General features: G+C 65.3%; 18 protein-coding genes and 2 pseudogenes. 3 read left to right on the top strand and 17 right to left on the bottom strand.

Translation table 11 applies throughout. From position 1 onward, the window contains the following. Positions 1 to 4 precede the first annotated feature (4 nt). Genes AXW67_RS26700 through AXW67_RS26680 form a run of 5 tightly spaced genes read right to left on the bottom strand, consistent with a single transcriptional unit; the run spans position 5 to position 9,957 of the window. The gene (locus AXW67_RS26700; protein ID WP_063680306.1) at positions 5 to 745 is read right to left on the bottom strand and encodes a tRNA-uridine aminocarboxypropyltransferase; all 741 of its coding nucleotides are present in this window, start codon (positions 743 to 745) and stop codon (positions 5 to 7) included. Positions 746 to 786: 41 nt separating this feature from the next. Further along, complete coding sequence (locus tag AXW67_RS26695) at positions 787 to 3,891, bottom strand: efflux RND transporter permease subunit (RefSeq protein WP_063680305.1); 3,105 nt, start codon at positions 3,889 to 3,891, stop codon at positions 787 to 789. Further along, positions 3,891 to 7,040 (bottom strand): efflux RND transporter permease subunit, encoded by a 3,150-nt coding sequence (locus AXW67_RS26690; RefSeq protein ID WP_027555183.1) that lies wholly within the window; start codon positions 7,038 to 7,040, stop codon positions 3,891 to 3,893. Before AXW67_RS26690 ends, AXW67_RS26695 begins: the two co-directional genes overlap by 1 nt. 36 nt (positions 7,041 to 7,076) lie before the next feature. Beyond that, positions 7,077 to 8,516 (bottom strand): efflux RND transporter periplasmic adaptor subunit, encoded by a 1,440-nt coding sequence (locus tag AXW67_RS26685; protein ID WP_063680304.1) that lies wholly within the window; start codon positions 8,514 to 8,516, stop codon positions 7,077 to 7,079. After that, the gene (locus AXW67_RS26680) at positions 8,506 to 9,957 is read right to left on the bottom strand and encodes an efflux transporter outer membrane subunit (RefSeq protein ID WP_198024814.1); all 1,452 of its coding nucleotides are present in this window, start codon (positions 9,955 to 9,957) and stop codon (positions 8,506 to 8,508) included. Before AXW67_RS26680 ends, AXW67_RS26685 begins: the two co-directional genes overlap by 11 nt. An 854-nt stretch (positions 9,958 to 10,811) precedes the next feature. Between AXW67_RS26680 and AXW67_RS26675 the strand changes: the two genes are divergently transcribed. Next, positions 10,812 to 12,116, top strand: coding sequence for an SAM-dependent methyltransferase (locus tag AXW67_RS26675; RefSeq protein ID WP_245315741.1), 1,305 nt, complete (start codon positions 10,812 to 10,814; stop codon positions 12,114 to 12,116). 9 nt (positions 12,117 to 12,125) lie between these two features. After that, complete coding sequence (locus AXW67_RS26670; RefSeq protein WP_063680457.1) at positions 12,126 to 13,160, top strand: cysteine synthase A; 1,035 nt, start codon at positions 12,126 to 12,128, stop codon at positions 13,158 to 13,160. Here AXW67_RS26670 and AXW67_RS26665 read toward each other — a convergent pair. The 5 genes from AXW67_RS26665 to AXW67_RS26645 all read right to left on the bottom strand — a co-directional run bounded on the left by AXW67_RS26665 (position 13,157) and on the right by AXW67_RS26645 (position 18,481). Beyond that, on the bottom strand, positions 13,157 to 13,687 hold the full coding sequence (locus tag AXW67_RS26665; RefSeq protein ID WP_063680303.1) for a DUF805 domain-containing protein: 531 nt from the start codon (positions 13,685 to 13,687) through the stop codon (positions 13,157 to 13,159). The two genes, AXW67_RS26670 and AXW67_RS26665, sit on opposite strands and share 4 nt — an antisense overlap. Positions 13,688 to 13,902: 215 nt before the next feature. After that, entirely contained in the window at positions 13,903 to 14,643 is a 741-nt protein-coding gene (locus AXW67_RS26660) for an amino acid ABC transporter ATP-binding protein (RefSeq protein ID WP_063680302.1), read from the bottom strand. An 11-nt stretch (positions 14,644 to 14,654) separates the two neighbouring features. Continuing rightward, positions 14,655 to 16,175, bottom strand: a complete 1,521-nt coding sequence (locus tag AXW67_RS26655; RefSeq protein ID WP_063680301.1) for an amino acid ABC transporter permease — start codon at positions 16,173 to 16,175, stop codon at positions 14,655 to 14,657. Next, positions 16,172 to 17,440, bottom strand: a complete 1,269-nt coding sequence (locus AXW67_RS26650; RefSeq protein ID WP_063680300.1) for an amino acid ABC transporter permease — start codon at positions 17,438 to 17,440, stop codon at positions 16,172 to 16,174. Before AXW67_RS26650 ends, AXW67_RS26655 begins: the two co-directional genes overlap by 4 nt. Positions 17,441 to 17,464: 24 nt before the next feature. Continuing rightward, positions 17,465 to 18,481 carry an amino acid ABC transporter substrate-binding protein gene (locus tag AXW67_RS26645; RefSeq protein ID WP_027555191.1) on the bottom strand — a complete coding sequence of 339 codons (1,017 nt, stop codon included), beginning with the start codon at positions 18,479 to 18,481 and terminating at the stop codon, positions 17,465 to 17,467. 383 nt (positions 18,482 to 18,864) lie between these two features. On the opposite strand from AXW67_RS26645, the gene metC reads away from it, so the two are divergent. Next, the gene (metC, locus tag AXW67_RS26640) at positions 18,865 to 20,058 is read left to right on the top strand and encodes a cystathionine beta-lyase (protein ID WP_063680299.1); all 1,194 of its coding nucleotides are present in this window, start codon (positions 18,865 to 18,867) and stop codon (positions 20,056 to 20,058) included. Positions 20,059 to 20,115: 57 nt separating this feature from the next. On the opposite strand, the gene AXW67_RS26635 is transcribed toward metC, so the two are convergent. From AXW67_RS26635 to pbpC, 7 genes and pseudogenes are all read right to left on the bottom strand, one after another. Further along, entirely contained in the window at positions 20,116 to 20,544 is a 429-nt protein-coding gene (locus tag AXW67_RS26635) for a DUF3592 domain-containing protein (RefSeq protein WP_145927887.1), read from the bottom strand. 103 nt (positions 20,545 to 20,647) lie between these two features. Next, positions 20,648 to 20,986, bottom strand: a complete 339-nt coding sequence (locus AXW67_RS26630; RefSeq protein ID WP_027555194.1) for a lipid-A-disaccharide synthase N-terminal domain-containing protein — start codon at positions 20,984 to 20,986, stop codon at positions 20,648 to 20,650. After that, positions 20,983 to 21,714 carry a glycosyltransferase family 2 protein gene (locus AXW67_RS26625; RefSeq protein ID WP_063680297.1) on the bottom strand — a complete coding sequence of 244 codons (732 nt, stop codon included), beginning with the start codon at positions 21,712 to 21,714 and terminating at the stop codon, positions 20,983 to 20,985. The genes AXW67_RS26630 and AXW67_RS26625 overlap by 4 nt, the downstream gene beginning before the upstream one ends. 65 nt (positions 21,715 to 21,779) lie before the next feature. After that, a pseudogene (locus tag AXW67_RS44360) lies at positions 21,780 to 21,878 on the bottom strand (phosphatase PAP2 family protein); the annotation flags it as partial. Position 21,879: 1 nt separating this feature from the next. Beyond that, a pseudogene (locus AXW67_RS40945) lies at positions 21,880 to 22,540 on the bottom strand (phosphatase PAP2 family protein); the annotation flags it as partial. Positions 22,541 to 22,625: 85 nt separating this feature from the next. Next, a complete protein-coding gene (locus tag AXW67_RS26615) occupies positions 22,626 to 24,368 on the bottom strand; it encodes an ArnT family glycosyltransferase (RefSeq protein ID WP_063680295.1) in 1,743 nt (580 codons plus the stop codon). A 50-nt stretch (positions 24,369 to 24,418) separates the two neighbouring features. Next, on the bottom strand, positions 24,419 to 26,569 hold the full coding sequence (gene pbpC, locus AXW67_RS26610) for a penicillin-binding protein 1C (protein WP_245315740.1): 2,151 nt from the start codon (positions 26,567 to 26,569) through the stop codon (positions 24,419 to 24,421). Between the last annotated feature and the right edge of the window lie 15 nt (positions 26,570 to 26,584).

Below are 26,584 nucleotides of genomic sequence, written 5' to 3'. Positions count from 1 at the left end.
ACCTTCACTGCCGTTTGCCACGGCGGAAGTCGCGCCGTCGGCCCTTGGGAGCTGGCTTCGGCGCCAACTCCGGCATCTCCGCCTGCACTTCGCGATAACGCGCCAGCATCCGCTCAAAACTGGCATGCAGCGTCTCGGCGATGTCGGGACGCCGCTCCAGGCCGGCCAGCATCATGGCGGCGGCCTCGATGGTCGAGAGCCCGTCGCGGCGCGGCTCGCGCCGCAGGCGTCCGTAGCGCGAGGGGTGTGCCGGGTTGAGGATCACGCGCTGGCATTTCAGCATCCAGGGATTGCGCCACCACAGCGCCTTGGCCTGGCTCCAGGTGCCGTCGAGCAGCACCACGCCTTCGAGCTTGCCGAGGATGGCGCGCTGGTTCTCGGCAACCTCGCCCTTGCGGGTGAGCGCGACGATCTCGCCTTCGGCCTCGAGATCGGCCGCGCGCGCCGAACCGAGATAGAGCACGGCCCAGCGCGCTGCATTCTCGACCGGCCGTCCCAGCGCCTTGGACAGGCTCGGCCAGGACAGACCGACCCGCACGGTCGCATTGGCAAAATGCTTCGCGGTCAGGCGCGCGGTGCCAAGCGCCCTGTCCTGCTCCTGCGGATGCTGGAGGATCAGGAGCCCGAGGCGGTTCTTGATCGGTGCGACGCTGTCGCAGATGCACAGCGGCATCGGCTTCTGGCAGTGCGGGCATTCGGAAAGCGGCTCGGGCGGCGCGGCCGTCATATCTGGCGGGTTCGACATGGCCGCCGCTATACGCTGCGCGCGGCGCTCCAACAACCCGCCTATTCCGCCGGTGCGGCAACCGCGCGCGGCTCGGATCGCCGACGCAGGCGGTCGATCAAGAGGTAGATCACGGGCGTCGTGTAGAGCGTCAGGATCTGCGAGACGAACAGGCCGCCGATGATGGTGATACCGAGCGGGCGCCGGAGCTCGGTGCCTGGCCCGGTCGCGATCACCAGCGGAATGCCTGCGAACAACGCCGCCATCGTCGTCATCAGGATGGGACGGAAGCGGGCCTGGCAAGCCTCGAAGATCGCCTCCGCCGAGGACAGGCCGCGCTGGCGCTCGGCATCAAGCGCAAAGTCGACCATCATGATGCCGTTCTTCTTGACGATGCCAATCAACAGAATGATGCCGACGAAGGCGATCACCGTGAGCGGCGTGTTGGTGACCTGCAAGGCGAGCAGCGCGCCGAGTCCGGCCGAGGGCAGCGTCGAGATGATGGTCAGCGGATGGGCGAGGCTCTCATAGAGCACGCCGAGCACGATATACATCGCGACCAGCGCACCGAGGATGAGCAGCGGCTGGCGGCCGCTGGTCCTGGCGAAGTCGCCGGCATTGCCGTCAAAGCTGCCGCGGATGCCCTCGGGCATGTGCAATTCCTCGACCGCGCGCTGGATGTTTTGCGTAGCGGCCTGCAGCGGCACGTTCGGCAGCAGGTTGAACGACACCGTGGTCGAGGGGAACGACTGCGAGTGATAGACCGCGAGCGCGGCGAGCCCGCGCGTCGCATGCACCACGGCCGACAGCGGTACCTGCACGTCGCCCGCGCCAGCGACATAGATGCGGTCGAGGTTGGAGGGATCGACCTGGAATTTCGGATCGATCTCCAGCACGACCATGTACTGGTTGCGCTGGGTGTAGATGATCGAGATTTGCCGCTGCGAGAACGCGTTGTTCAGCGCGTTGTCGATGTCCTGGACCTTGACGCCGAGCGACGCGGCCTTCTGGCGGTCGATGTTCAGCGTGAGCTGCAGGCCGCCGGGATCGCGGTCGCTGGAGATGTCGGTGATGCCCTCAACCGTCTCCATGCGCTTGGCCACGATCGGCGCCCATTTCTGCAACAGATCGAGATCGGTGCTGGAGAGCGTGTACTGATAGTCGGAATCGCTCTGCCGTCCGCCAGTGCGCACGTCTTGGGCGGCGAACATGAAGAGGCGAATGCCGGGTACTGGGAACAGCGCGCGCCGCAAGCGGTCGATCACGAGCGCCGTCGAGACGTAGCCGCGTTCCTCCGGCGGCTTCAGGCTGATGTACATGACGCCGCGGTTCGAGGTCGCCCCGCCAGGTCCGCCGCCGCTGCCGACCGTGGAGCCGATTCCGGCCACGGCCGGATCCTGCATCACGATGTCGGCGAGGCGCTGCTGCAGGCCAAGCATCGACTGGAACGAGATATCGGCCGAGGCGCGCGTTGCGCCGATGACGAAGCCGGAATCATCGGTCGGGAAATAGCCCTTGGGCACCTTGATGTAGAGCGTCACCGTGAGACCGATGGTGGCGAAGAACACCAGCAGCGTCAGCAGCGGATATTCCAGCACGACGCGCAAGGTCCGGGTGTAGAAGGCGACGATGCGCGACAGCGATCCCTCGATGATCCGGTCGAACAGCGTCGCGGTGCCGGACGTGGTCTGCCGGACGTAATGGGCACAGATCATCGGCGTCACCGTCAGCGACACCAGCGTCGAGACCAGGATTGCGAAGGTGAGCGTCAGCGAGAATTCGCGCAGCAGGCGGCCGACGATGCCGTCCATGAAGATCAGTGGCGTGAAGGCGGCGATCAGCGACAGGCTGATCGATACCACGGTGAAGCCGATCTGCCGGGCCCCCTCCTGTGCCGCCTGGAATGGGCGCATGCCATGCTCGAGATTCCGGAACATGTTCTCGATCATGACGATGGCATCGTCGACCACGAAGCCGACGGAGATGGCAAGCGCCATCAGCGACAGATTGTCGATGGAGAAGCCGGCCAGCCACATGCCGGCGCAGGTGCCGGCAAGCGCGAGCGGCACCGAGATGCCGGCCGCGATCGTCGGCGTGAGGCGGCGCAGGAACACGAACACCACAACCATCACCAGCACGGCGGTCGCAAGCAACGTCCACTGCATGTCCAGCACGCTGGCGCGGATCGTGCTGGTGCGATCGACCAGGGTGGAGACCTCGACGCCGGCCGGAATCCATTGCTTCAGATCGGGGATCAGCGCCTTGACGCGGTCGACGGTGTCGATGACGTTGGCATCGCCCTGCTTGGTGATCTGGATCAGCACCGCCGGCTGCTTGTTGAACCAGGCAATGGAACGGGCATTTCGGACGGAGTCCTCGATGTCGGCGATGTCGGAGAGCCGCACGAAATTGCCGTTCGAGCTCTTGATGACGATGTCGCGGAACTCCTTGGCCGTACGCATCTGGCGGTTGAGCGACAGCGTCTCGCTCTGGCGGTCGCCGTTGAAGATGCCGACCGGGCCGAGCGGATTGGCGTTGATGATCGCGGTGCGCACGTCGTCGGTGGCGATGCCGGCGTTCGACAGCGCCACCGGATTGAGCTGGATCCGCACCGCCGGCTGATCGGCGCCGCTCACGGTCACATCGCCCACGCCCGGCACCTGCGAGATGCGCTGCGCGAGCACGGTATCGGCGACGTCGTAGATTGCGCTCGCGGACAGTGTCTTCGAGGTCAGCGCCAGCACGAAGACCGGCGCGCCGGCCGTATTCGCCTTGCGGAAGCGCGGCAGCGTCGGCAGGTCGCTCGGCAGGTCGACGAGCGATGCGTTGATGGCGGCCTGCACGTCGCGCGCGGCCTTGTCGATGTTGCGGCCGATGTCGAACTGGAGCTGGATATTGGTCGTCCCCAGCGAGCTCGTCGAGGTGATCTGGTTGATGCCTGCGATTTCGCCCAGCCGCCGCTCCAGCGGTGAGGCAACTGTTGCGGCCATTACGGACGGATCAGCGCCCGGCCGGCTTGCCGTGACGAAGATGGCGGGAAAGTCGACGTTCGGGACCGAAGCGACCGGCAGGAACTCGTAGGCGACGACACCCAGCAGGAACAGCCCGATCGAGAGCAGCGTGGTCGCGACCGGACGGCGGATGAACGGCTCCGAGATCGATGCCATCACTGCATCCCCTCGGTGGCGCCGGCGACCGGCGGGCCGCCGGACTCAGCCGGCGGCAGCGCCTGCTCGAGGCGGCGGTTAATGCGGTCGAGCGCGAGGTAGATCACGGGTGTGGTGTAAAGCGTCAGGAGCTGGCTGAGCAGCAGGCCGCCGATGATGGAGATGCCCAAGGGAAAACGCAGCTCCGAGCCCGTGCCGCTTTCGATCGCGAGCGGCAACGCGCCGAACAGCGCCGCCAGCGTCGTCATCATGATCGGACGGAAGCGCAACAGGCAGGCCTGCACGATCGCCTCGTTGGCCGACATCCCCTGCCCGCGCTCGGCCTCGAGCGCGAAGTCGATCATCATGATCGCGTTCTTCTTGACGATGCCCATCAACAGGATGATGCCGATCAGGCCGATCACCGAGAGGTCCTGCCCGCACAAGACCAGCGCCAGGATCGCGCCGACGCCGGCCGAGGGCAGCGTTGAGAGAATCGTGATCGGGTGGATGTAGCTCTCATAGAGCACGCCCAGCACGATGTAGATCGTGATCACAGCGGCAAGCAGCAGCCAGGGCTGGCCGGCCAGCGCCTTGGCGAATTCGGCGGCATCGCCCGCATAGACGCCGACGATGCTGTTGGGCATGCCGATCCGGGTCTCGATCGTCTTCACCGCCTCGACCGCATCGCCGAGCGCCGCCCCCGGCGCGAGGTTGAAGCTGAGCGAGATCGCCGGGAATTGCGCCTGGTGCGAGATCGCGAGCGGCGCGGTGGTGCGCTTCAGCGTCGCCACGGCCGACAGCGGCACCTGGGCGTTGGGGGCGCCGACGGTGGCGCTCGCGCCGCCCGGCAGATAGAGTTTTGACAGGATCGAGGGATCGCGCTGGTACATCGGCAGCGCCTCCAGCACCACGCGGTACTGGTTGGCCTGTCCGTAGATGGTCGAGATCTGCCGCTGCGCGAAGGCGTCGTTCAGTGTGTCGGTAATCCCCTGGAGGCTGACGCCGAGTTGGCCGGCGCGGGTGCGGTCGACATCGAGCTGTGCCCGCAGGCCGCCTTCCTGCGCCTCCGAGGACACGTCCCGGAACAAGGGATCACGTCGCATCTCCGCAACCAGCTTGCGCGCCCATTCCGACACCAGCGTCGCGTCGGTGCCGGTCAGGGTGTACTGGTACTGCGAACGGCTCGACTGGGTCGAGATCTGCACGTCCTGCACCGGCTGGAAATACACGGTCATGCCGGGGATGCCGGCCACCCTCTGCTTCAGCCGGGTCACGACCACGCCGACATCGTCGCGCCGCTCGCCGCGCGGCTTCAGCGTCATGACGAGACGCCCGACATTGGTGGTCGGGTTGACCGAGCCCGCACCGATCACCGAGACGACGCCGGTCACATCGGGATCGGCCTTGATGGCGTCGGCGGCCTCGCTCTGGCGCTTCTGCATCTCCGCGAAAGACACGTCCGGTCCCGCCTCAGTCACCGCTGTGATCGAGGCGGTATCCTGCAGCGGCAGGAAGCCTTTTGGCGCGACCACGTAGAGCACCAGGGTCGCAATCAGCGTCACGAAGGTCACCACCAGCGTCGCGCGCTGGCGCTCCAGCACCCAGAGCAGCGTCGAATGGTAGACTTCGACGGTGCGGTCGATGAAGCGGCTGATCGCCGCCAGCCCAGGCACCGCCAGCTCCTCATGAGCGGCCTTGAGCAACCGCGAGCACATCATCGGCGTCAGCGTCAGCGAGACCACGGCCGAGGTCACGACCGCGATCGTCAATGTCAGCGCGAACTCACGGAACATCCGACCGACCAGACCCGACATGAACAGAAGCGGGATGAAGACCGCGATCAGCGACACCGTCAGCGAGATCACGGTGAAGCCGATCTCGCTGGCGCCCTTGAGCGAGGCCTCCATTGCGCTCTCGCCGTTCTCCATGTGGCGGACGATGTTCTCGATCATCACGATGGCGTCGTCGACGACGAAGCCGGTGCCGATGGTGAGCGCCATCAGCGACAGATTGTCGAGGCTGAACCCGGCAAAATACATGATGCCGAAGCTGGTGATCAGCGACAGCGGCAGCGCCACGCCCGCGATCAGCGTCGCCCGCAGCGAACGCAGGAACAGCAGCACCACCAGCGTCACCAGCACGACGCTGAGGATCAACGTGAACTGCACGTCGCGGACGGAGGCGCGGATGGTCTCGGTGCGGTCGGAAACGACGGTCAGGTTGACGCCGGCCGGAATGGCGCGCTGGACCTTGGGTATTTCGGCGCGGATCTGGCGCACGACGTCGATGACATTGGCGCCGGGCTGACGCTGGATGTCGATGATGACTGCGGGCGTGCCCTGATACCAGCCGCCGGTGCGGTCGTTCTCCAGGCCATCGACGATCTGCGCGACGTCGCCGATCGTGACCGGCGAGCCGTTGCGGTAGGCGATGATGATCGGCTTGTAGGCATCGGCCGCGGCGATCTGGTCGTTTGCCGCGATGATGTAGGATTGCTGCGCGCCGTCGAGCGAACCCTTCGGACCCGACACGTTGGCGTTGGCGATCGCGGTGCGCAGATCCTCCATGGCAATGCCATAAGCGGCAAGCCGGGCCAGATCCGCCTGGATGCGGACGGCCGGCTTCAAGCCGCCGAGCACCGAGACCCGGCCGACGCCGGAAATCTGGCTCAGCCGCTGCGCCAGGATGGTGTCGGCGATGTCGCTCATCACTCTCAGCGAGATCGTCTCGGAGCGCAGCGCCAGGGTCATGACCGGCGCGTCGGCCGGGTTCACCTTGGCGTAGGTCGGCGGATAAGGCAGCGTTTTGGGCAGCACGCCGGCGGCGGCGTTGATCGCGGCCTGCACGTCCTGGGTCGCGCCGTCGATGTCGCGGTTGAGATCGAACTGCAGCGAAATCTGGCTGACGCCGAATGAGCTCGTCGAGTTCATCGCCGACAGCGACGGGATCTGCCCGAGCTGCCGCTCCAGGGGCGCGGTGATCAGCGAGGCGATCACGTCGGGGCTCGCGCCCGGCAACTGCGTCGTCACCTGCACCGTCGGAAAGTCGACCTGCGGCAGCGCGGACACCGGCAAAGCGAAATAGCCGAGCGCGCCGCCGATCAGCAGCGCGATGCCGAGCAGCGAGGTCGCGATCGGCCGGCGAATGAATGGTTCGGAGACGCCCATGAGACGCGCCTGCCGCTCAAGCGGCTGTTGTCGGGATCATGGCTGCTTCGCTCCACCTCCCGATGATTCAGCCCCCTGCGCCGGCCCGGTCTGCCCCTTCTGGTCGCCCTCGCCGTTCATCCGCTTGGCACGCCGCTCCTGCCAATCCTTGGAGCCGTCCTTGGTCGGATGATCCTGACCATCCTTCTGGCCATCCTTCTGACCGTCCTTGGCCTGACCGCCCTTTCCGTCATTGCCCTGCGATCCGCGCGAGCGCTTGCGCGGGGCCAGATCGGCCGACGGAGTCTGGTCGTCGCGGCCGACGACCACCTTGGAACCGTCGGACAGATTGGCGAAGCCCGTGGTGACGACCCGGTCGTTCGGCGCCAGGCCACTAGCGATCACCGCGTCATGTTCGTTCTGCTGCGTGACCGTCACCGGCTTGGCCGAAACGATATCGCCCTCACCGATCACGTAGCTGAAGGTACCGATCGGACCGCGCTGCACGGCCGATGTCGGCACCACCAGCGCCTGCGGCAGCGTCTCGACCTTGAGACGAACATTGACGAACTGGCCCGGCCAGAGCTGGTAATTGGCGTTGGGAAACTCGGCCTTCAGCCTGAGCGTGCCGGTGGTCGGATCGACCTGGTTGTCGATGCCGGTGAGCTTGCCGGTGTCGATCACGGTGACACCATCATTGCCGAACACGTCGACGGCGAGCGGGCCCTTGGCCGCGGCGGCGTTGACGCGCGTGATCTGTTGCTGCGGCAGACTGAACCACACCGCGATCGGTTGAATCTGCGTGATCACGACGAGGCCGGTCGTGTCGGCAGCGTGAATGATGTTGCCCTGGTCGACCTGGCGCAGGCCGGCTCGGCCCGAGAGCGGCGCCACGATCTTGGTATAGCTCAGTGTCGCCGCCGCATTGTCGATCGCGGCCTGGTCCGCCCTGACCAGCGCCTCGGTCTGCGCGACCAGCGCGCGCTGCGTGTCCGCCTGCTGCTTGGAGCCGGCATTGGAGGCGGCAAGTTGTTCGTAGCGCGTCAGGTCGATGCGCTGGTTGGCAAGCTGGGCCTGGTCCTGTGCCTTCTTGGCAACCGCCTGATCGTACTGCGCCTGGTAGATGGCCGGATCGATCTCGGCGAGCACATCGCCTTTCTTGACGTCCTGCCCCTCGGTGAAGTTGACCGCGATCAGCTTGCCGTCGACCTGCGAGCGCACGGTCACGGTATTGAGTGCGCGGATCGCGCCGACACCGTCGAGATAGACCGGCACGTCCTGGATGCGCGGCGTCGCCGCCAGCACCGGCACCGGCAGATCGGGCCGCTGGTTGCGGCCATTGGCCTGCTGCTGCTGATGCATCGCGGTCCAGCCGACATAGAAGAGGCCGCCGAGGATCGCGAGCGTGATCAGCGTCATGACGAAGCCGCGGCCGCGCGAGGCCTTTTTTGTGGGCGCCGCCTTCGCGCCTTCCTTCGTATCCGGCTTAAAGAGCATTGACCGGTTTCTCCATCCTCGGCTCCCAGCCGCCGCCTAGAGCCTGGTACAGACTGACGATCGCCAGCAGCCGCGCGAGCTGCGCCTGCCATAACGCATCTTCCGCCTGAAATAGTGTCTGCTGGACGTTCAGCACGGCCACGATGTCGGCCGTTCCAGCGCGCAACTGTTGCTCGGCAAGATCGAAGGCGCGACGCGACGACGCAACCACCTCGCGCTCCAATTGCAACCTGATCGTCGTCTGCTTGATCGAATAGAGCGCATTGTCGACATCGGCAAAGGCCTGGACGATGGTCTTGCGGTAGGTCTGCAGCAACTCGTCCTGCCGCGCCTTGGCGAATTCGAAATTGCCGAGGATCTTGCCGCCGTCGAAGATCGGCTGTGTGGCACTGCCGACGAGCTGGAAGAACGCCGCGTGCGGCTGGAACAGCGAGACCAGCGCCGAGCTCTGATAGCCGCCATTGCCGGTCAGCTGGATGCTCGGGAAGAACTGCGCGCGGGCATTGCCGACATTGGCCGTGGCGGAAGCGAGCTGGGCCTCCTGCCTGCGGATGTCGGGCCGCTGCGTCAGCAGTTCGGATGGCAGGCCCGGGGTTACCTTGGGAATCGCGATCCGGTTCAGCGAGCCGCCCATCACACGCACGCTCTCCGGCGGTCGTGACACCAGCACGGCGAGCGCGTTGACGTTCTGGTCGAGCGTCTGGCGCAGCGGCGGCACCGTCACCTTCTGGTTGCCCAGCACGCTCTCCTGCTGCGCGACGTCGAGATCGGTGCCGGTGCCGGCCTTGCGGCGTTCCTTGATGGCATCAAGGATGCGCTGCGCGCTCGCGATGTTGTTCTGCGCGGTCCGCAGGCGGTCCTGCGACGCCAGCACCTGGAAATAGGCGTTAGCGACGCTGGCGAGCGTCGTCAGCGCGACGACGTCGCGGTCGAAGCGGTTGGCATGGGCGGTTTCCTCCGCCGTCTGGAGCGCGTCGCGGTTCTGGCCCCAGAAGTCGAGCTGATAGCTCGCGCTCAACGAGGCTGAATAATTCACGACCTCGCGGCCGCCATTGGTCAGACCCGACGCGCTCGAACCGGACGTGCGTGAATAGGTTTCCGATCCGCTGCCCGACAGGCTCGGCAGCAGCGCCGCGCCCGCCTGCCGTGCCTGGGCGTCGGCCTCGACGATGCGCGAGACCGCGGCCGCGATGTCGAGATTGACGGTCTGTGCCTCCTCCATCAACTGCGTCAGCTCCGTCGAACGGAAGCCGCGCCACCAATCGAGCGTCGGCGGCGCATCGGGCTTGCCGGCGTATTTGTATTTTGCGGGAACGTCGAGCGCGGGATCGGGCAGATCCTGGGTCAGCACGCAAGCACCCGAACTGGCCGCAACGCACGCGACCGCGAGCCAGCGCGCCGCACGCAGCGTCCGGGAAGCCGAACCAAGGGATCGCCGCATGGCGACCGCCGGGACTTCCTGTGTCACATCAACCCCCTGCCGGGCGGATCGAGCCGCCATCGCGCAACCGGAGTAACCGATTCGCAGCGGGACGGTCGGGGGCCTTTGTGTAACTCGCTCACAGCAGTGCTGCTTTCCTGGAACCTTAACCCCATACTACCCGGGCGCGGAACCGCGGGACAGTCCCGCAGCTGCGAAACGCTCATATGCATGACGCGATCCCGGGGTCACGAAAATGCAAATTGTGCCTGTGTTGCAATGGTCTTTTGCATTTTCGCGACGTCACGCAGCCTTGATCAGCTTACCAAGATTTCATGTGATATCGCCGCTGCCCCGGCCCCCGAACGCCGAAGCCGGCTTCGCCCGTCACTGAAATCCGCAGCGCAGCGTAGTCCGTCCGTCCCCCGAGCAGGAATGCTGGCGCATGTGCAAGCGCGTCTTCCGAACTGGCATCGCCGGCGGTACCTGTTCGGGTCGGCGAGGCAACCGTCGCAAGCTGCATGAGGTTTGCCGGCTCCGCCGGTCGCGGACGTCAGCGTGGCCTGCGCAGCCTTAAGGCAAGCCCCGACCTTCCTCGCCGCTGCGATCGCTCCTCAGGCTGCCGCCCTGGCTTGCTGAGTGATTGCGCCGATCCATCGGGAAGCGCTGCGCGCATTGCCCAAGGGCACACGCCTGTACCACGACTGAATGTCGCAGGGCAGCATCACGGCGAAACCACCTTGGCGGCAGGCAAAACGCGCGCCTATATTATTGGTCGCTGACCGTGGGGGCGCGCTTGGGTCCAGCGACAGAAGCCGGGATGGGCGCGCCTGGCTCGCGGTCAGCCTGAACCCGTTCAGGTGATGGATCCGCCAATGTCCAACGCCATCTCGGTGACCCCCGACAATGTGGAGACGGTGCTCGCCGATCTTCCCCGCATTGTTCGCCTCGCGCTCGCCTTCGGCTCGCGCCTGAGGCGCGGCACACTCGACGTCGTTCTGCCCGATGGCCGGGCGATCCGGCTTGGCGGGCTGGAGCCTGGCCCGAACGCAATCATGCGGCTGCACAATTACGGCTTTGCTTCGCGGCTCATCAATGGCGGCGACATCGGGATTGCAGAGGCCTATGTGGCCGGCGACTGGGACACGCCGGACCTCACGCAATTCCTTCTGGTGTTCTGCGTCAACCACGACCTGATCCAGGCCATGCTGCGCGACAAGCCGCTGATGCGCCTCGTGCAGATGGTCCGGCACTGGTTCAACCGCAACACCCGCCGCCAGGCGCGGCGCAACATCCACGCCCATTACGATATCGGCAACGCGTTCTACTCGGCCTGGCTAGATCCCAGCATGACCTATTCCTCGGCGCTGTTCGAGGAGAGCACCACCGATCTCACAACCGCGCAGACCAACAAGTACCGCAGGCTCGCCGAGGCACTCGATCTGCGTCCGGGCCAGAAGCTGCTCGAGATCGGCTGCGGCTGGGGCGGTTTCGCCGAATTTGCCGCCAAAACGTTTGGCGCGCACGTGGTGGGACTGACCATCTCGACCGAGCAGCGCGATTTCGCGCAGAAGCGCATTCACGAAGCCGGCCTTGCCGAGAAGGTCGAGATCCGTCTGCAGGATTATCGCGACGAGCGCGACCGCTATGACCGGATCGCCTCGATCGAGATGATCGAGGCCGTCGGCGAGCAGTTCTGGCCGAAATATTTCGCACAGTTGCGTGATCTCCTGCTGCCGGGCGGCCTCGCCGGCATCCAGGCCATCACCATTCAGGACAAGTTCTTCCAGAGCTACCGGCGCGAGGTCGACTTCATCCAGCGCTACGTGTTTCCCGGCGGCATGCTGCCCTCGCCCGCCGTGCTCAAGTCGTTCGGCGACAGGTTCGGCGTTCCCGTCATCCGCGAACGCATCTTTGGGCAAGATTATGCCAAGACGCTTGCCACCTGGCGAAATAACTTCCGCGCGGCGTGGCCCAACCTCATCCCGCTCGGCTTCGACGACCGGTTCCGGCGGCTGTGGGAGTATTATCTCTCCTATTGCGAGGCGGGATTCCTGTCCGGGAATATCGACGTCCGGCAGGTCATCTTCGCAAAGCAGCAATGTGAGTTCAAAGCCTCGGCTTGTCTGCCCGGCAGCCCTCCTTTAGGGTCGATCACGAATTGCGAAACCGATCGGTAAATGCCTGACATGACCATTCGAAACGACGTTGTTGAAGCCATCGGCAACACCCCGCTCATCAAGCTCAAGCAGGCCTCGGAATTGACCGGCTGCACCATTCTGGGCAAGGCCGAGTTCATGAATCCCGGCCAGTCGGTGAAAGACCGCGCCGGCAAATGGATGATTCTGGAGGCGGAGAAGCGCGGCGAGTTGCGGCCGGGCGGTCTCGTGGTGGAAGCGACCGCCGGCAACACCGGCATCGGCCTCGCCGTCGTGGCGAGCGCGCGCGGCTACCGGACGCTGATCGTGATTCCGGAAACGCAGAGCCAGGAGAAGAAGGATTTTCTCAAGCTGTGCGGCGCCGAGCTCATCGAAGTGCCGGCCCTGCCCTACGCCAACCCGAACAACTACCAGCATGTCGGCCGACGGCTTGCGGACGAGCTCCGCAAGACCGAGCCCAACGGCGTGCTGTTCGCCGACCAGTGGAACAACCTCGACAATGCCAAGGCGCATTACGAGTCGACGGGACCCGAGATTTGGGAGCAGACAGGCGGCAAGATCGACGGCTTTATCTGCTCGGTGGGCACCGGCGGCACGCTGGCCGGCGTCAGCCGCTATCTCAAGGAGAAGCACCCGGGCATCGTCAACGCCTGCGCCGACCCGCACGGGTTTGCAATGTACGAGCTGTTCAAGAACGGTCAGGCCAAATCGACGCCCGGCGATTCCATCACCGAGGGCATCGGGCTCGGCCGCGTCACGCCCGTGATCGAGACCGCGAAGGTCGACGATGCCTTCCTGATTCCGGACGAGGAAGCTGTGAAGGTGATCTACGAGTTGATCCAGCACGAAGGCCTGTGCCTCGGCGGCTCGACCGGCATCAACATCGTCGGCGCAATGCGCCTCGCCACGCAGCTCGGACCAGGCAAGACGATCGTCACCGTGCTCTGCGATTCTGGCAGCCGCTATCAGTCGAAGCTGTTCAATGCCGACTTCATGCGCGCCAAGAACCTGCCGGTGCCGGAATGGCTGGAGAAGCGCAGCAACATCAAGCCGCCGTTCGTTTAGCCCCAAGTTGGGCGCGACGCGCCTTGTGAGATGCGCGCCAGGCGGTCGGTCGACAGCGAGGACCTGGCGGTCGAGCGCGGCGGCTCCGGGCTGCTGTACGAGCCGTCGCTTTCGCCGCCCGGCCAGAACAGCAGCGCCACCGTGAGCGCGAGATTGACGAGACCGCCGACGATCGTGCCGTGATGCTCATGCCCGATCGCGAACTGCGGAAACCGGGTCGCGACGACGTAATCGACGATCATGAGCGCGATCCAGGCCGGGACCACGCAAACCGGATCCCAGCCGATGTCGCGGAAGCGCATCGATTGCAGCGTGAAGGTCGCGAGCGCGAAGAAGACGATCGCTGCGACAATCCCCCAGTGCCGCATCAGGTCTTCCGGCCGGATCATGCCGGGGGACGTGCTGCGCGCGATCGACATCGCGACCGCGAAGCAGATCGCGGTCATCACGATCGCGAGGACCATCGAGGCCAGAAAGAACTTCAACCGTCCCAGGCGGGCATTGAGGCCGAACACGAAACCGAGCATTGGCGCACCTCTTTTTTGGGCACCAGATGCGCAGGGATTGCTTTCGGAGCCGTGAAGCGGCGGGCGCGCCGCGTCGATATAGTTTCCGGCTGGACGAGAAGATAGTTCGAATTTTAGATTTCTAGGGTGGGCAAAGCGAACCGTGCCCAGCACGCCGCTGTTGTACTGAAGAGTTGGTGGGCACGGCGCAGTGCGCCTTTGCCCACCCTACGACATCAGCGCAGAATCTGGCTCAAAAACAGTTTCGAGCGCGCGTGCTGCGGGTTGGCGAAGAACTCGTTCGGCGTGTTGGCTTCGATGATCTGGCCGGCGTCCATGAACACGACGCGGTTGGCGACCTCCTTTGCGAAGCCCATCTCGTGGGTGACGACCAGCATGGTCATGCCCTCCTTGGCGAGGTCGACCATGGTGTCGAGCACCTCCTTGACCATTTCGGGGTCGAGCGCCGAGGTCGGCTCGTCGAACAGCATCACCTTCGGATTCATCGTCAGCGCCCGCGCGATCGCGACGCGCTGCTGCTGGCCGCCGGACATCTGCCCCGGAAACTTGTTGGCCTGGTGCGGAATCTTGACCCGCTCCAGGAATTTCATCGCGGTCATCTCGGCGTCCTTCTTCGGGATGTTGCGCACCCAGATCGGCGCCAGCGTGCAATTGTCCAGCACGGTCAGGTGCGGGAACAGATTGAAGCTCTGGAACACCATGCCGACCTCGCGGCGGACCGCGTCGATGTGCTTGAGGTTCGGCCCGAGCTCGATGCCGTCGACGACGATCTCGCCCTCCTGGAATTCCTCGAGCGCATTGATGCAGCGGATCAGGGTCGACTTGCCCGAGCCCGAGGGGCCGCAGATCACGATGCGCTCGCCCTTCTGGACCTCGAGGTCGATGTCGCGCAGCACGTGAAAATCACCGTACCACTTGTTGAGACCGGAAATCTTGACGATCTGATTGTCTGACATGGGAATCTCGATCAGTTGCGGCGGTGGGCGTTGAGACGGTGCTCGACGAAGAGCGAGTAGCGCGACATTCCAAAGCAGAAGATGAAATAGATGATGCCTGTGAAGGCAAAGCCCGTGAACGCGGTCGACGGCGTGGTCCAGACCGGATCGGCGAACGATGCACGCAGCGAGCCCAACAGGTCGAACAGCGCGACGATCGAGACCAGCGAGGTGTCCTTGAACAGCGAGATGAAGCTGTTGACGATGCTCGGAATGACGTGGCGCAGCGCCTGCGGCAACACGATCAGCGAGGTCGTCCGCCACCAGGACAGTCCGAGCGCGGCCGCGGCCTCGGACTGCCCGCGGGGCACGGCGGCGAGGCCGCCGCGGACGTTCTCGGCCTGATAGGCACCGGTGAACAGGGCAACGCCGATCAGCGCGCGCACGAGACCATCGACCGTGAAATTGCCGGGCAGGAACAGCGGCAGCATGTAGGTCGCGAAGAACAGCACCGTGATCAGCGGCACGCCGCGCCAGAACTCGATGAAGGTGATCGAGAAGATCCGGATCAGCGGAATGGTCGAGCGGCGGCCGAGCGCCAGCGCGATGCCGATCGGCAACGAGGCCACGATGCCGGTGATGGCGATGACGAGCGTCACCAAAAGGCCGCCCCACAGCCTTGTGTCGACGATCGGAAGTCCCCCGTGATCGAGGTCCATCAGCTTGATCACCGCGGCCATGCCGGCGAACGTGGCGAGCCCCGTGATCAGCGCGCGGTGCCCTGTCCGCATGCCGCCGCCGAGCACGAACAGGATCGCGCACACGATGATCGCGGTAATGACGAAGTCGATCCAGACCGCCTGGCCGGAGGCCTGCAGCTGATCGCTCAGCCAGGTCAGCGGGAAGATGACCCAGTAGATGACGGTGCCCAGCAGGGCGATGAGATTGCCGAGCGCCCACAGCAATGGACCAAAGGCCGAGCTCTTGCCGAGATTGACCAGCACCTGACCGGCGCCGCTGATGCTGTCATTGAAAAGCTGGAGCAGGCCGGCCGCCCAGGTCACGCCAAACCCCTTGATGCCGCCGCCGTGGAGCAGGAAGAACGCGACCACGGGAAAGGCGACGAAGAACAGCCCGGAGTTCACACCCTTGGCCGGCAGGCGCGGAATGAGCAGCGGCAGCAGCAGCACCGCGCCCAGCAGGAAGGTCAGGTTGACCCGCCAGCGCGCGGCCTCCGGATAGAAGCCGTAGATGAGCTGGAAGAGCTTGGCCTGGATATAGGGCCAGCAGGCACCGACCGGATGCCCGGCCTTCTCGGCAAGACAGGCCGCGCGATCCTTGCCGGTCCAGACCGCGTCCACAAACAGGAACTGGAACGCGGGGATGACGGTGTACCAGAGCAGCAGCAGCCCGAGAATCGTGAGCAGGATGTTGGTCGGTGAGTTGAGGAGGCGCGTGCGCACGAAACCGACGAAGCCCGTCGTCTTGACCGGCGCCGGGCGTTCCGGAACCAGATCCTGCCTGACAAAGGACGAGGCGGTGATATCGGTCATGCGCCCAGGCTCCGGTTAAGGCGCCAGCCATAGACGCTCATGATCGCGCTGGTGACGAGCGAAATCAAAAGATAAACGCCCATCGTCGTTGCGATGATCTCGATCGCCTGCCCGGTCTGGCTAAGCGCCGTACCGGCCCACACCGAGACCAGATCAGGATAGCCGATCGCGACGGCGAGCGAAGAGTTCTTCGTGAGATTGAGGTACTGGTTGGTCAGCGGCGGCACGATCACGCGCATGGCCTGCGGCACCACGATCAGCCGCAGTGTCGCCCCGCGGCTGAGGCCCAGCGACGAGCCAGCCTCCATCTGGCCCTTGTGGACCGAGAGGATGCCGGCGCGCACGATCTCGGCGATGAAGGCCGCTGTATAGGTCGACAGCGCCACCGTCAGCGCCACGAATTCAGGAATGACGCGCGTGCCGCCGACGAAATTGAAGCCCTTGAGCTGCGGCAGCTCAAACGTGAAGGGCAGACCGAAGATCGCTATCGTGATCAGCGGCAGGCCGACGAGGAAGGTCAGCACATAGGGCCAGATGTGGATCATCTGGCCGCGCTGGAACAGTGCGCGCCGGGCGTAGAGGCGCAGCGCCAGCGAGGCGACGATGCCGAGGCCAAGGACGGCAAGGAACGGCTCGAGGCCCGCCTCGCCGACCGGCCGGGGAATGACCAGTCCGCGATTGCTGATGAAGGCGATGCCGACATTAGGAGGCCAGGCCGGAAGCTGTGCCATAGCCCGGATGAGCGCAGCGATATCCGGGACGGACAGTGAGATGCTCTGGCGCGGATTGGGCAATGCCGCAAGCACCGCCAGGTACCAGAACAGGATCTGAAACAGCAGTGGCAGGTTGCGGATGGTCTCGACATAGATCCCGCCGACCCGCGACAACAGCCAGTTCGGCGAGAGCCGGCATAGCGCGACCACGAAGCCGATCACGGTGGCGAAGACGATCCCGATCACGGAGACCAGCAGGGTGTTCAGGAGCCCGACCACGAACACGCGCAGGTAGGTGTCGGAGCCTGAATAGGAGATCAGGCTCTGACTGACGTCAAAGCCCGCATTGTTGGTCAGGAAGCCAAATCCAGCCGCGATGTGCTGGGTCTCGAGGTTCGCGCTCGCATTGGCAACGATCTCGTAGGCGATCCAGGCCAGGATCGCGGCGAAGGCGAGCTGGACGGCGACGCCGTTCCAGCCGGACCTGCCCCCGAGCGCGCGCTTCAGCTTCAGCGCGATCTGCGGCGGTGGTTTGCGGGCCTCGGTGCTCATCGCCGCAGCCGTCGGCTGGACCGATCAGCGGATCGGCGGCGCGTACTGTATACCGCCCTTGTTCCAGAGATTGTTGATGCCTCGGGAAATACCAAGCGGCGAGCCGGCACCGACATTGCGATCGAACACTTCGCCGTAGTTGCCGACCGACTTCACGATCCGCACGACCCAGTCCTTCGTCACACCGAGCTGTTCGCCGAGATTGCCATCGGTGCCGAGCACCCGCTTCACCTCCGGCTTATCGGATTTCGTCATCTCATCGACGTTCTTCTGGGTGATGCCCATTTCTTCCGCGGTGATCATCGCGAACAGCGTCCATTTCACCAGATCGAACCATTGATCGTCGCCGTGGCGCACCATCGGGCCCAACGGCTCCTTGGAAATGATTTCCGGCAGCACGATATGATCGGCCGGGTTCGCGAGCTTCAAACGGCTGGCATAGAGCCCGGACGAATCGTCCGTGAAGGCATCGCAGCGCCCGGACTCGTAAGCCTTGATCGCTTCATCGATGGTGCCGAACGCGATCACCTCGTACTTCATGTTGTTGGCCTTGAAGTAGTCGGCGAGGTTCAGCTCGGTCGTGGTGCCGGTCTGAACGCAGACCGAGGCGCTGTTCAGTTCGAGCGCGGAATTGACCTTGAGCGACTTCTTCACCATGAATCCCTGCCCGTCATAATAGGTCACGCCGGTGAAGTTGGCGCCGAGCGAGGTGTCGCGCGAGATCGTCCAGGTGGTGTTGCGCGACAGCACATCAATCTCGCCGGATTGCAGCGCGGTGAAACGATCCTTGGCCGACAGCGGCACGTATTTGACCTTGGTCGTATCGTTGAAGATCGCAGCCGCGATGGCACGGCAGACGTCAACGTCGATCCCGGTCCAGTTGCCCTTGTCGTCGGGCGACGAAAATCCCGGCAGACCCTGGCTCACGCCGCAGGACAGCATGCCCCGGTCCTTGACGGTCTTGAGCGTTTGCGCGTCGGCAGCCGGGGCCGAAAGGCCCGCGGCGAGAGCAACAGTAAGAGCCAAAGTTACGCGTTTCATGGGCTGAAGCCTTTCAAAGTCTTCTCAAGGTCAGGATTGTTGTCTCAGGATCGTCTCTGCCAAGGCTGTCCTTGCAAGAGTCATGCTGGGAAGCATTGCCGAACACCCGCCCATCCTGGAGGGCCACACCTTAATCAATCCCCGCCGCAGGCGCTGCCGTTGTGGCTACGGCGCATGGTCCGGTCAGGCGATGGATCGAAGGTCGCGGCAGGCCCCTCAACATGCGGCGACTGAATAGCACCTGCGCATCACAGAACGACTGGCGAGCCGGGTCAAGGGGTTGACGGGACTCTTCCGTGTTCTGTTATTAACGATACGGCCTCCGCCGGCCCGCCGACGTTACACGCGCGTCGTCGCGGAAACGAACTTTTGAAAGCAGACGCATGGATTCTTCGCAGGGCGATGCCCCCTCTCAGCAGCATGCCGACACCCGCCTGGTGACCTCCGGCCGCGACACCAAGGCGCAGAAGGGGTTCGTCAACCCGCCGGTGGTCCACGGCTCGACGGTGCTCTATCCGACCGCCGAGGACCTGCATGCCCATCGCGGCGAGTTCCAGTACGGCCGCCACGGTACCCCGACCACCAAGGCGCTGCAGGAGACGCTGATGGCGCTGGAGGGCCCGCAATGCGCCGGCGTCGGCCTTGCGCCTTCCGGCCTGGCGGCGATCTCGACAACCCTGCTCTCCGTGCTGAAGGCCGGCGATCACCTTCTGGTCTGCGACAACGTCTATCGTCCCTCGCGCAATTTCTGCAACGGCCTGCTCGTCCGCTACGGCGTCGAGACCACCTATTTCGATCCGCTGATCGGCGCCGGCATCGCGGCGCTGTTCAAGTCCAAGACCCGCGCGGTGCTGGTGGAGGCGCCGGGCTCGCAATCCTTCGAGATGCCCGACATCCGCGCCATCGCAGATGTCGCGCATGCGCGCGGCGCGCTCGTCATCGACGACAATACCTGGGCAACGCCGCTCTATCACCGCTCGCTCGACCAGGGCGTCGACATCAGCATGCAGGCTGCCACCAAATATGTCGGCGGTCACTCCGACATCATGTTCGGCACGATCTCTGCCAACGCGAAGGCCTGGCCGCTGGTTGCCGAGACCATTCGCCTGCTCGGCGTCTGTGCCGGCCCCGACGACGTCTTCCTCGCGCTGCGCGGCATGCGCACCCTGTCGGTGCGCCTTGCGCAGCATTATCGCTCGGGGCTGGACATGGCGCGCTGGCTCGCCACGCGGCCCGAGGTCGCGCGCGTGCTGCACCCCGCGCTCGAAACCGATCCGGGCCATGCGATATGGAAGCGTGACTTCACCGGCGCCTCCGGCCTGTTCAGCATCGTGCTGAAGCCCGCGCCGCAAAAAGCGGTCGATGCCATGCTCGACGCGGTCAAACTGTTCGGCATGGGCTATTCCTGGGGCGGCTTCGAGAGCCTCGTCATTCCCTTCGATTGCGACAGCTATCGCACCGCGACCAAATGGTCGCCGGGCGGACCGACGCTGCGCCTCCACATCGGACTCGAGAATGTCGACGACCTGAAGGCCGACCTCGATCGGGGCTTTGCTGCCCTCAAAGCGGCAATGTGAGGCTGCGGGCGCGGCATCGCGCCTGCCGTGCCGCGCGACTATCCGTGCCGGCAAGAGCTAGCGTGCGGCCGTTAGCCTCCATCGGAGAAGAACAGCCCCGCCTGCGAGAAGCAAGCCGGCGCCGCAAAGCAGGACCGGCGAGATCCACAACGTCAGGAACGACACCAGGCGCGCATCTTCGGGCCGCCGGGGATCGTAGACGATCTTGACCCGCTCGCCCTCTGAATAGGGCTGATCGGTCGAGCCCGACGCGGACGTGAACGTCATCGATCGGCCATCCGCCGTCACGAATCGAAACGTCGGATAGAGAAACGTCCCGCCATGATTTCCGCCGCTCCGCGCGACGGCACCGGCGAAACGCGCTTCCGTGTGCTCGGCTCGCGCCAGAAATGCGAAGGTGCTGCCGAACTCGAAAAGGCCGAGCCCAAGCGAGACGAGGCCGACCAGAAGCACCGACGCGAACATGATGATGGACAGCTTGCGCATGCCGATCGGGGAACCTGGATGGCGCGGATTGCCGAATTCCACTTGCGAGCGCGCTCCCTGCCCGCGTCTGGCGCGGCGTGCCACGCCAGCGCGCCGCCTTCAATCAGCGATCGAGCGTCTTGGAGGCGCTGCCGCGGTTCTTCCAGATCAGCATGATGTTGCGAACATAGATGATGGTCGCCAGCGCCTGTCCGAGGATGATGACGGGCTCGCGCTTCACGACGCCGTAAACCAGCGTCATCAAACCACCGCCCATCGAGCAGAACCAGAACGCCATCGGCACCACGCTGTTGCCGGCTCGCTCGCTCGCGATCCACTGCACCAGAAAGCGCGCGGTGAAGAACAACTGCGCGATCAGACCGAACGCCAGCCAGAAATCGAACTTGGCGACGAAGACGTCGTAGAGATAGTTGCTCAGCGCCTGACCGTATTGAATGATCATGCCTTCACCTCAGTCACTTCCGGAGTCGGCTTCTTGCGGCGGATCAGCCACCACACGCCGGCGAGGTCCATGATCCCGATCCATAGCCGGTCGAAGAAGCCGTAGTTGGACACGCCGGAATGGCGCGGCCGGTCGATCACATCGACGTAGGCGATCTCGTAGCCTTCACGGCGCACCAGCGCCGGCAGGAACCGGTGCAGCCCGTCGAAATAGGGCAACATCAGGAAGACATCGCGCCGGAACGCCTTCAGCCCGCAGCCGGTGTCGCGCGTGCCGTCCTTGAGGATCGCGTTGCGCACACGGTTGGCGACGCGCGACTGGAATTTCTTGAAGCCGGTATCCTTGCGCCCGACCCGTTGACCGGCAACCAGACCGACGCGTTCTCCCTTCTCGACCTCAGCGATCAGGTCGGGCAGGAAGGCGGGATTGTTCTGGCCGTCGCCGTCGAGCGTCGCCACGATCATGCCACGCGCCGCGCGCACGCCGCTGCGCACCGCCGCCGACTGTCCGCCCGATCTGGCATGGCGGAGTTGACGCAGATTGTCCCGCTGCTTCATGAGGGCAGCGAGGCGATCGCCGGTCGCATCGGTCGAGCCGTCGTTGACGTAGATGATCTCGTAGGCCCACCGGCCGTCGAGCGCCGCCATGATCTCCTCGATCAGCGGCGCAATGTTGTCGGCTTCGTTGCGCACGGGAACGACGATGGAAACCGAAGGCTGGGACGACAAATCGAAAGCTCGTGGTTGGAATTGGCCTGCCCCGGGAACCGGGCAGCCCCGGCAGGCAGCAGCTTTTATGGGGCGGATGGCCCGCGGGCAACCCTTTTGAGGCGCCCCCCGGCCGCCCCTGGAAGAGGCACAATGGTGCCGTCGGCTCGGATAGCGAAGCCGAGNGGCGGGCCGCGAACCAGTAGCGGACCGCCATGGCGCAGACGATGCCGACCAGGGCGCCGGCCACGACGTCGCTCGGGTGATGCGCGAGCAACACCAGGCGCGTCAGCAGGATGACGATCGCGTAGGTGAACATGAAGACGCGCAGGCGCGGCCAAAGTGCACTGACCGCGAACGCGAGCGCGAACGCCGTGACCGCGTGTGCGGATGGCAGGCTGTAATAGGCCTCGCTCCCGCTGAAGGGAACGAAGTTGAATACATCGGCCTTGCCGCCGACGAAGGGCCGTCCGCGGCCGATGATGAATTTCAGGACCTCCGCGGCGGCGACGGAGACCAGCAAAGAAAGAAAGATGAATTGCAGTCGGGTGCCGAGGCCGAGCAACAGCGCGCGGCGCGTGCCGTTCAGGCCTGCCGCAACGAGGGCCACCGCGACCAGCGCGACGGCCAGCACCGACAGCACATACTCGTCCTTGCCGAAATCGGTGAGGATGCGGATCGGCCACAGGCCGGGCGTGCCGCGCGCGGGCATCAACTGGATCTCGGCAGAATCGAACGCGACCATCAGGACGATGATCACGGCCGCGCCCGCCAGGCTGAGCCACAGCGAATGCCGAGCCAGCCTTCGTGCGGCCTCGGCACGACGCGAATGCGAGGGCGTGCGCACGAGCTGCGCCAGCGCGTGCCAGGACACGGCCGCCAATTGGACGGGATAGCTCGCGCGCGGCGCGATCTCGGCGGGCGTGGACATCCTACTCGGTGCCTTCCGAACCGAAGATCGATATCGAGATCGCGCGGCCTTGCGAGAAATTATAGCCGTCGATCCGCGCGCCGACCTTGTAGCGCAGCCCTATCGCTTCGGCACGCTGCACGAAGCTGCGTTCCGAACGCTGCTCGATCAGGGCGAAGCGGCAGCTGCCCTGCCTGAGGAAATCCGCGGCGCCGGAACCGTCGGTCAGTAATGTCTGGGTACCCGTCAGGAACACGAGGCTCGGCTCATGATAGCCGGCCGAGGCGGCTTTCGGCCCAACGCAGGTGACGTTGCGCAAGGCACGCGCGATTTCGATGCTCGGGAACAGCGGCGTCAGCGACGGCAGCACGATGCCGTAGACCGCGATCGCCAGCATCAGCGCCGCGACCAGCGCGTTGAGCAGCGAGCGCTCGGCACGGTTGTTGTCGTAGAGCCACCAGGCGAACAGCCCGAAGATCAGCGAAGCCGCGATGAACGGCCAAGCCACGAAGGCCGGCTGCCGCGTCAGCATGACCGCGCCGACCACCGCGATGATCGAGCCGCCGGCAGGGATCACGAACCACCAGGCCGAGCCGCGCATCAACCACGACCGCGACAGCACCTGCCGCTCCAGCGCGCCGGCGGTGAGGATCGCGATCGCCGGATAGAGCGGCAGCACGTAGTGCGGCAGCTTGGTCAGCACCGCCTCGAACACGATCCAGGACGGTATCAGCCAGGCCAGCAGAAATTGCGCGCCGGGCTCCCGGCGTGCGCGCCATACCGCGGGCGCAGCCATCGCGGCGAGCGGTGCGCCGGGCCAGAAGGTGATCCAGAACAGCGCAAAATACAGCCCGGGCGGCGCGCCATGGGATTCCTGGGCGCCGATCTTGCTCAGCATGTCGCCGCCGACGGAATCGGCGAAGAAGGCATCGCCTGCGCGCCAGAAGATCGCGATGAACCAGGGCAGCACCAGCACCAGCATCCACATCAGGCCCCAGACCGGGCGCAGCCGCCACAGCCAGGAGGAATCGCGGTCCTGGATCGCGAGCGCGATCACGGTCAGCCCTGCGAACATCAGGATCAGCGGGCCCTTGATCAGGATGCCGACGGCCAGCGCGGTCCAGAAGATCGCAGGCCAGCTCCAGGGCGGATGCGTCTGGTCCTCGGCGCGCGCCCAGGACAGATAGGCGCGTCCCATCGCCCCCATCGCCGCGACCACACAGAACAGCAGCATCGCGTCGGTCTTGGCGAGCCGGGCCTCGACGCCGAGCAGCACGGAGGCGCACATCATCAGCGCCGCCAGCACTGCGGCGCGCCGCGTGACGAAGCCGAGCGCGGTCCAGTAAGTCATCAGCACAGCGCCGATCGCGCCAATCAGCGAGGGCAACCGATAGACCCAGATGCGCAATTCGGCCTTCGGCAGCCGCAGCGCCGTGGCGGTTTCAACGGCGGCCGCTTGCAGCCAGTAGATGCCGACCGGTTTCTTGTAGCGGACATCATCCTGGAAGCGGATGTCGATGTAGTCGCCGCTCTCGACCATCTGCTTGGTGGCCTGCGCAAAGCGCGCCTCATCGCGGTCGATCGGCGGGATGGTGAAGAAGCCGGGCAGGAAAAGCAGCAGCGCGCACAGCACCAGGAAGCCGACGGCCCGGGCGTGGCTGGCGGTGGCGACATCGATCAGGCGCACCAGCCGGTTGCCCGGATTCACCGGGGATTTCGGCTCGCGCGGCTCACCAAAGCGGGGGCGGTTAAGGGTCTCGGCCATTGGTTCCGCTTACGCTGAAACCGCCATCGCCACAACCGGTTAAGCCTGCATCATTGAATTCGAATGACAACTGTGTCCGCGGCGCCCGTGGCGTCGATAACGGTCAGGCGGGCAAAGCCCGGGCCGGGCGGATCGATCAGGCGCTGGCGCCGGCCATCGATCTCCCCGAGCGCCGTGCCATTGACCAGGATGGTCATCGGCAGGACCCCTCCGGCGACCTTGACCGGCATGGCGGCTGCCTCCGCCCCACCGCTGCGATCGACGTCGATCCGCGAGCCGTTCAGCGGGAACTGGATGTGCAGAGCCTGCTCGCCCCGGCTCCGGACGAGTTCCCCGACCGGACGGAACCGCTTCAGTGGCAAGGGCAGCTTGATGTTGCTGGCGACCAGGGTTCCCTTCGGCGGCTTCGGCAGCGGCGCCGGCGTTTTGCCGGTGCGGGCAAAGGCGTCGAAGAGAATGGGCGCAGCGGCGACGCGGCCGATCAGGCCGGGAACCGGCGCCCCGTCGGGCCGGCCGACCCAGACGCCGATGGTCATGCGACCGTCGAAGCCGACCGACCAGGCGTCGCGATAGCCGTAGGACGTGCCGGTCTTGAAGGCGATGCGGTTGTGGGCCGCGTTCTCCGGCGGCGGTGTGCCCAGGAGCACGTTGCCGACCTGCCAGGCCGCGACCTGATCCAGCAGCCGCATCGGCTCGCGATCATCCTTGCTTGCCATGACCTCACGCAGCGGCTTGGTGGTCCCGAGCCGGGCGAGACCCGTGTAGAGCTGGGCAAGGTCCTGAAGCGTCACGCCGACACCACCGAGGCCCATGGCGAGCCCGGGCGCTTCATCCTTGGGCAGCACGAGATTGCCGCCGGCCTGCCGCAGCCGCGACGCCAACCGGCTTGAGCCGACGCGGTCGAGCAGCACGATCGCCGGCACGTTCAGCGACAGCTGCAGCGCCTTCTTCACGGGCACCGTGCCCTGGAACGTCATGTCGAAATTTTCCGGCGCGTAGGAGCCGAAGCGGACCGGCCGGTCGTCGATCAGGCTCTCGGGATGGACGAAGCCGTCCTCGAAAGCGAGCCCATAGATGAACGGTTTCAGCGTCGAGCCTGGCGAGCGGATGGCGCGGGTCATGTCGACCTGCCCTGCCCGGCGCTCGTCGAAGTAATCGGCAGAGCCCACGCGTGCGAGTACGTCGCCGCTCTCATTGTCGATCACGATGATGCCGATCGAGATGTTCGGCCCAAGCGCAATGGCGCGATCGCGCGCCAGCGGCTCCAGCACCTTCTGGAGATTGGCGTCCAGCGTCAGCTTGATGACCGGCGTATCCTTGATGGTTGCAAGCGCCGTGTCGGAGGCATGCGGCGCCAGGATCGGCATCGGCTTGCGCAGCTTCGGCACCGGCACGGCCTTCGCCTGCTTCGCATCCTCGGCACTGACCTGCTGGTCTTCGACCATACGGTCGAGCACGCGGTCGCGCGCGATGCGTGCCGCCTCGGGATAGCGATCGAGCCGGCGTGTCTCCGGCGATTGCGGCAGCGCGACAAGAAGCGCAGCCTCGGCCAGCGACAGCCGCTTCGGCTCCTTGCCGAGATAGGCGATCGAGGCTGCGCGGATGCCTTCGAGATTGCCGCCATAGGGCGCGAGCGCGAGATAGAGGTCGAGGATCTGGTCCTTGCCGAGCGTCCGCTCCAGCTCGATGGCGCGCACGATCTGGCGCAGCTTTGCATAGAACGAGCGCTGGCGCCGCGGCTCCATCAGCCGCGCGAGCTGCATGGTGATGGTCGAGCCGCCCGACACGATGTGCCCGCGCGTTGCAAGCTGCATCGCGGCGCGGCCGAGTGCCAGTGGATCGACGCCGTCATGGGCGTAGAAGCGCTGGTCCTCACAGGCGAGCAGCAGCTTCAGGTAGGTCGGATCGACATTCGCTTTTGTCTCGACCGGCAATCGCCAACGCCCGTCCGCCATCGCATAGGCGCGCAGCAGCTTGCCGTTGCGGTCGACGATGGTGGTAGAGACCGCGCGCGCCTCTTCGAGCGGCAGCGGACCGAGGGAGTAGACCCAGGCGACGGAGGCGACGATCGCGAGGATGAGCGTCAGCGCGAGGGCAGAAAGGACGCGAAGGCCCCTGCCCCTTGCTCCGTCATGACCGGGCTTGTCCCGGCCATCCACGTTCTTGCCAGTTGCACCAAAGTCCGTGGATGCCCGGGACATCTGCGCGAAGACGCG

Origin of the sequence: Bradyrhizobium neotropicale (genome assembly GCF_001641695.1) — a bacterium.
Taxonomy (GTDB): domain Bacteria; phylum Pseudomonadota; class Alphaproteobacteria; order Rhizobiales; family Xanthobacteraceae; genus Bradyrhizobium; species Bradyrhizobium neotropicale.
The sequence above is the reverse complement of the archived record's forward strand: the minus strand, read 5'-3'. Positions and strand labels throughout refer to the sequence as shown.

What these genes read in the sequence shown, in the direction of transcription:
- AXW67_RS26700 (WP_063680306.1), bottom strand. Translation starts at nt 745, where the DNA reads ATGTCGAACCCGCCAGATATGACGGCCGCGCCGCCCGAGCCGCTTTCC.
- AXW67_RS26695 (WP_063680305.1), bottom strand. Translation starts at nt 3,891, where the DNA reads ATGGCATCGATCTCGGAGCCGTTCATCCGCCGTCCGGTCGCGACCACG.
- AXW67_RS26690 (WP_027555183.1), bottom strand. Translation starts at nt 7,040, where the DNA reads ATGGGCGTCTCCGAACCATTCATTCGCCGGCCGATCGCGACCTCGCTG.
- AXW67_RS26685 (WP_063680304.1), bottom strand. Translation starts at nt 8,516, where the DNA reads ATGCTCTTTAAGCCGGATACGAAGGAAGGCGCGAAGGCGGCGCCCACA.
- AXW67_RS26680 (WP_198024814.1), bottom strand. Translation starts at nt 9,957, where the DNA reads ATGCGGCGATCCCTTGGTTCGGCTTCCCGGACGCTGCGTGCGGCGCGC.
- AXW67_RS26675 (WP_245315741.1), top strand. Translation starts at nt 10,812, where the DNA reads ATGTCCAACGCCATCTCGGTGACCCCCGACAATGTGGAGACGGTGCTC.
- AXW67_RS26670 (WP_063680457.1), top strand. Translation starts at nt 12,126, where the DNA reads ATGACCATTCGAAACGACGTTGTTGAAGCCATCGGCAACACCCCGCTC.
- AXW67_RS26665 (WP_063680303.1), bottom strand. Translation starts at nt 13,687, where the DNA reads ATGCTCGGTTTCGTGTTCGGCCTCAATGCCCGCCTGGGACGGTTGAAG.
- AXW67_RS26660 (WP_063680302.1), bottom strand. Translation starts at nt 14,643, where the DNA reads ATGTCAGACAATCAGATCGTCAAGATTTCCGGTCTCAACAAGTGGTAC.
- AXW67_RS26655 (WP_063680301.1), bottom strand. Translation starts at nt 16,175, where the DNA reads ATGACCGATATCACCGCCTCGTCCTTTGTCAGGCAGGATCTGGTTCCG.
- AXW67_RS26650 (WP_063680300.1), bottom strand. Translation starts at nt 17,440, where the DNA reads ATGAGCACCGAGGCCCGCAAACCACCGCCGCAGATCGCGCTGAAGCTG.
- AXW67_RS26645 (WP_027555191.1), bottom strand. Translation starts at nt 18,481, where the DNA reads ATGAAACGCGTAACTTTGGCTCTTACTGTTGCTCTCGCCGCGGGCCTT.
- metC (WP_063680299.1), top strand. Translation starts at nt 18,865, where the DNA reads ATGGATTCTTCGCAGGGCGATGCCCCCTCTCAGCAGCATGCCGACACC.
- AXW67_RS26635 (WP_145927887.1), bottom strand. Translation starts at nt 20,544, where the DNA reads ATGCGCAAGCTGTCCATCATCATGTTCGCGTCGGTGCTTCTGGTCGGC.
- AXW67_RS26630 (WP_027555194.1), bottom strand. Translation starts at nt 20,986, where the DNA reads ATGATCATTCAATACGGTCAGGCGCTGAGCAACTATCTCTACGACGTC.
- AXW67_RS26615 (WP_063680295.1), bottom strand. Translation starts at nt 24,368, where the DNA reads ATGGCCGAGACCCTTAACCGCCCCCGCTTTGGTGAGCCGCGCGAGCCG.
- pbpC (WP_245315740.1), bottom strand. Translation starts at nt 26,569, where the DNA reads ATGTCCCGGGCATCCACGGACTTTGGTGCAACTGGCAAGAACGTGGAT.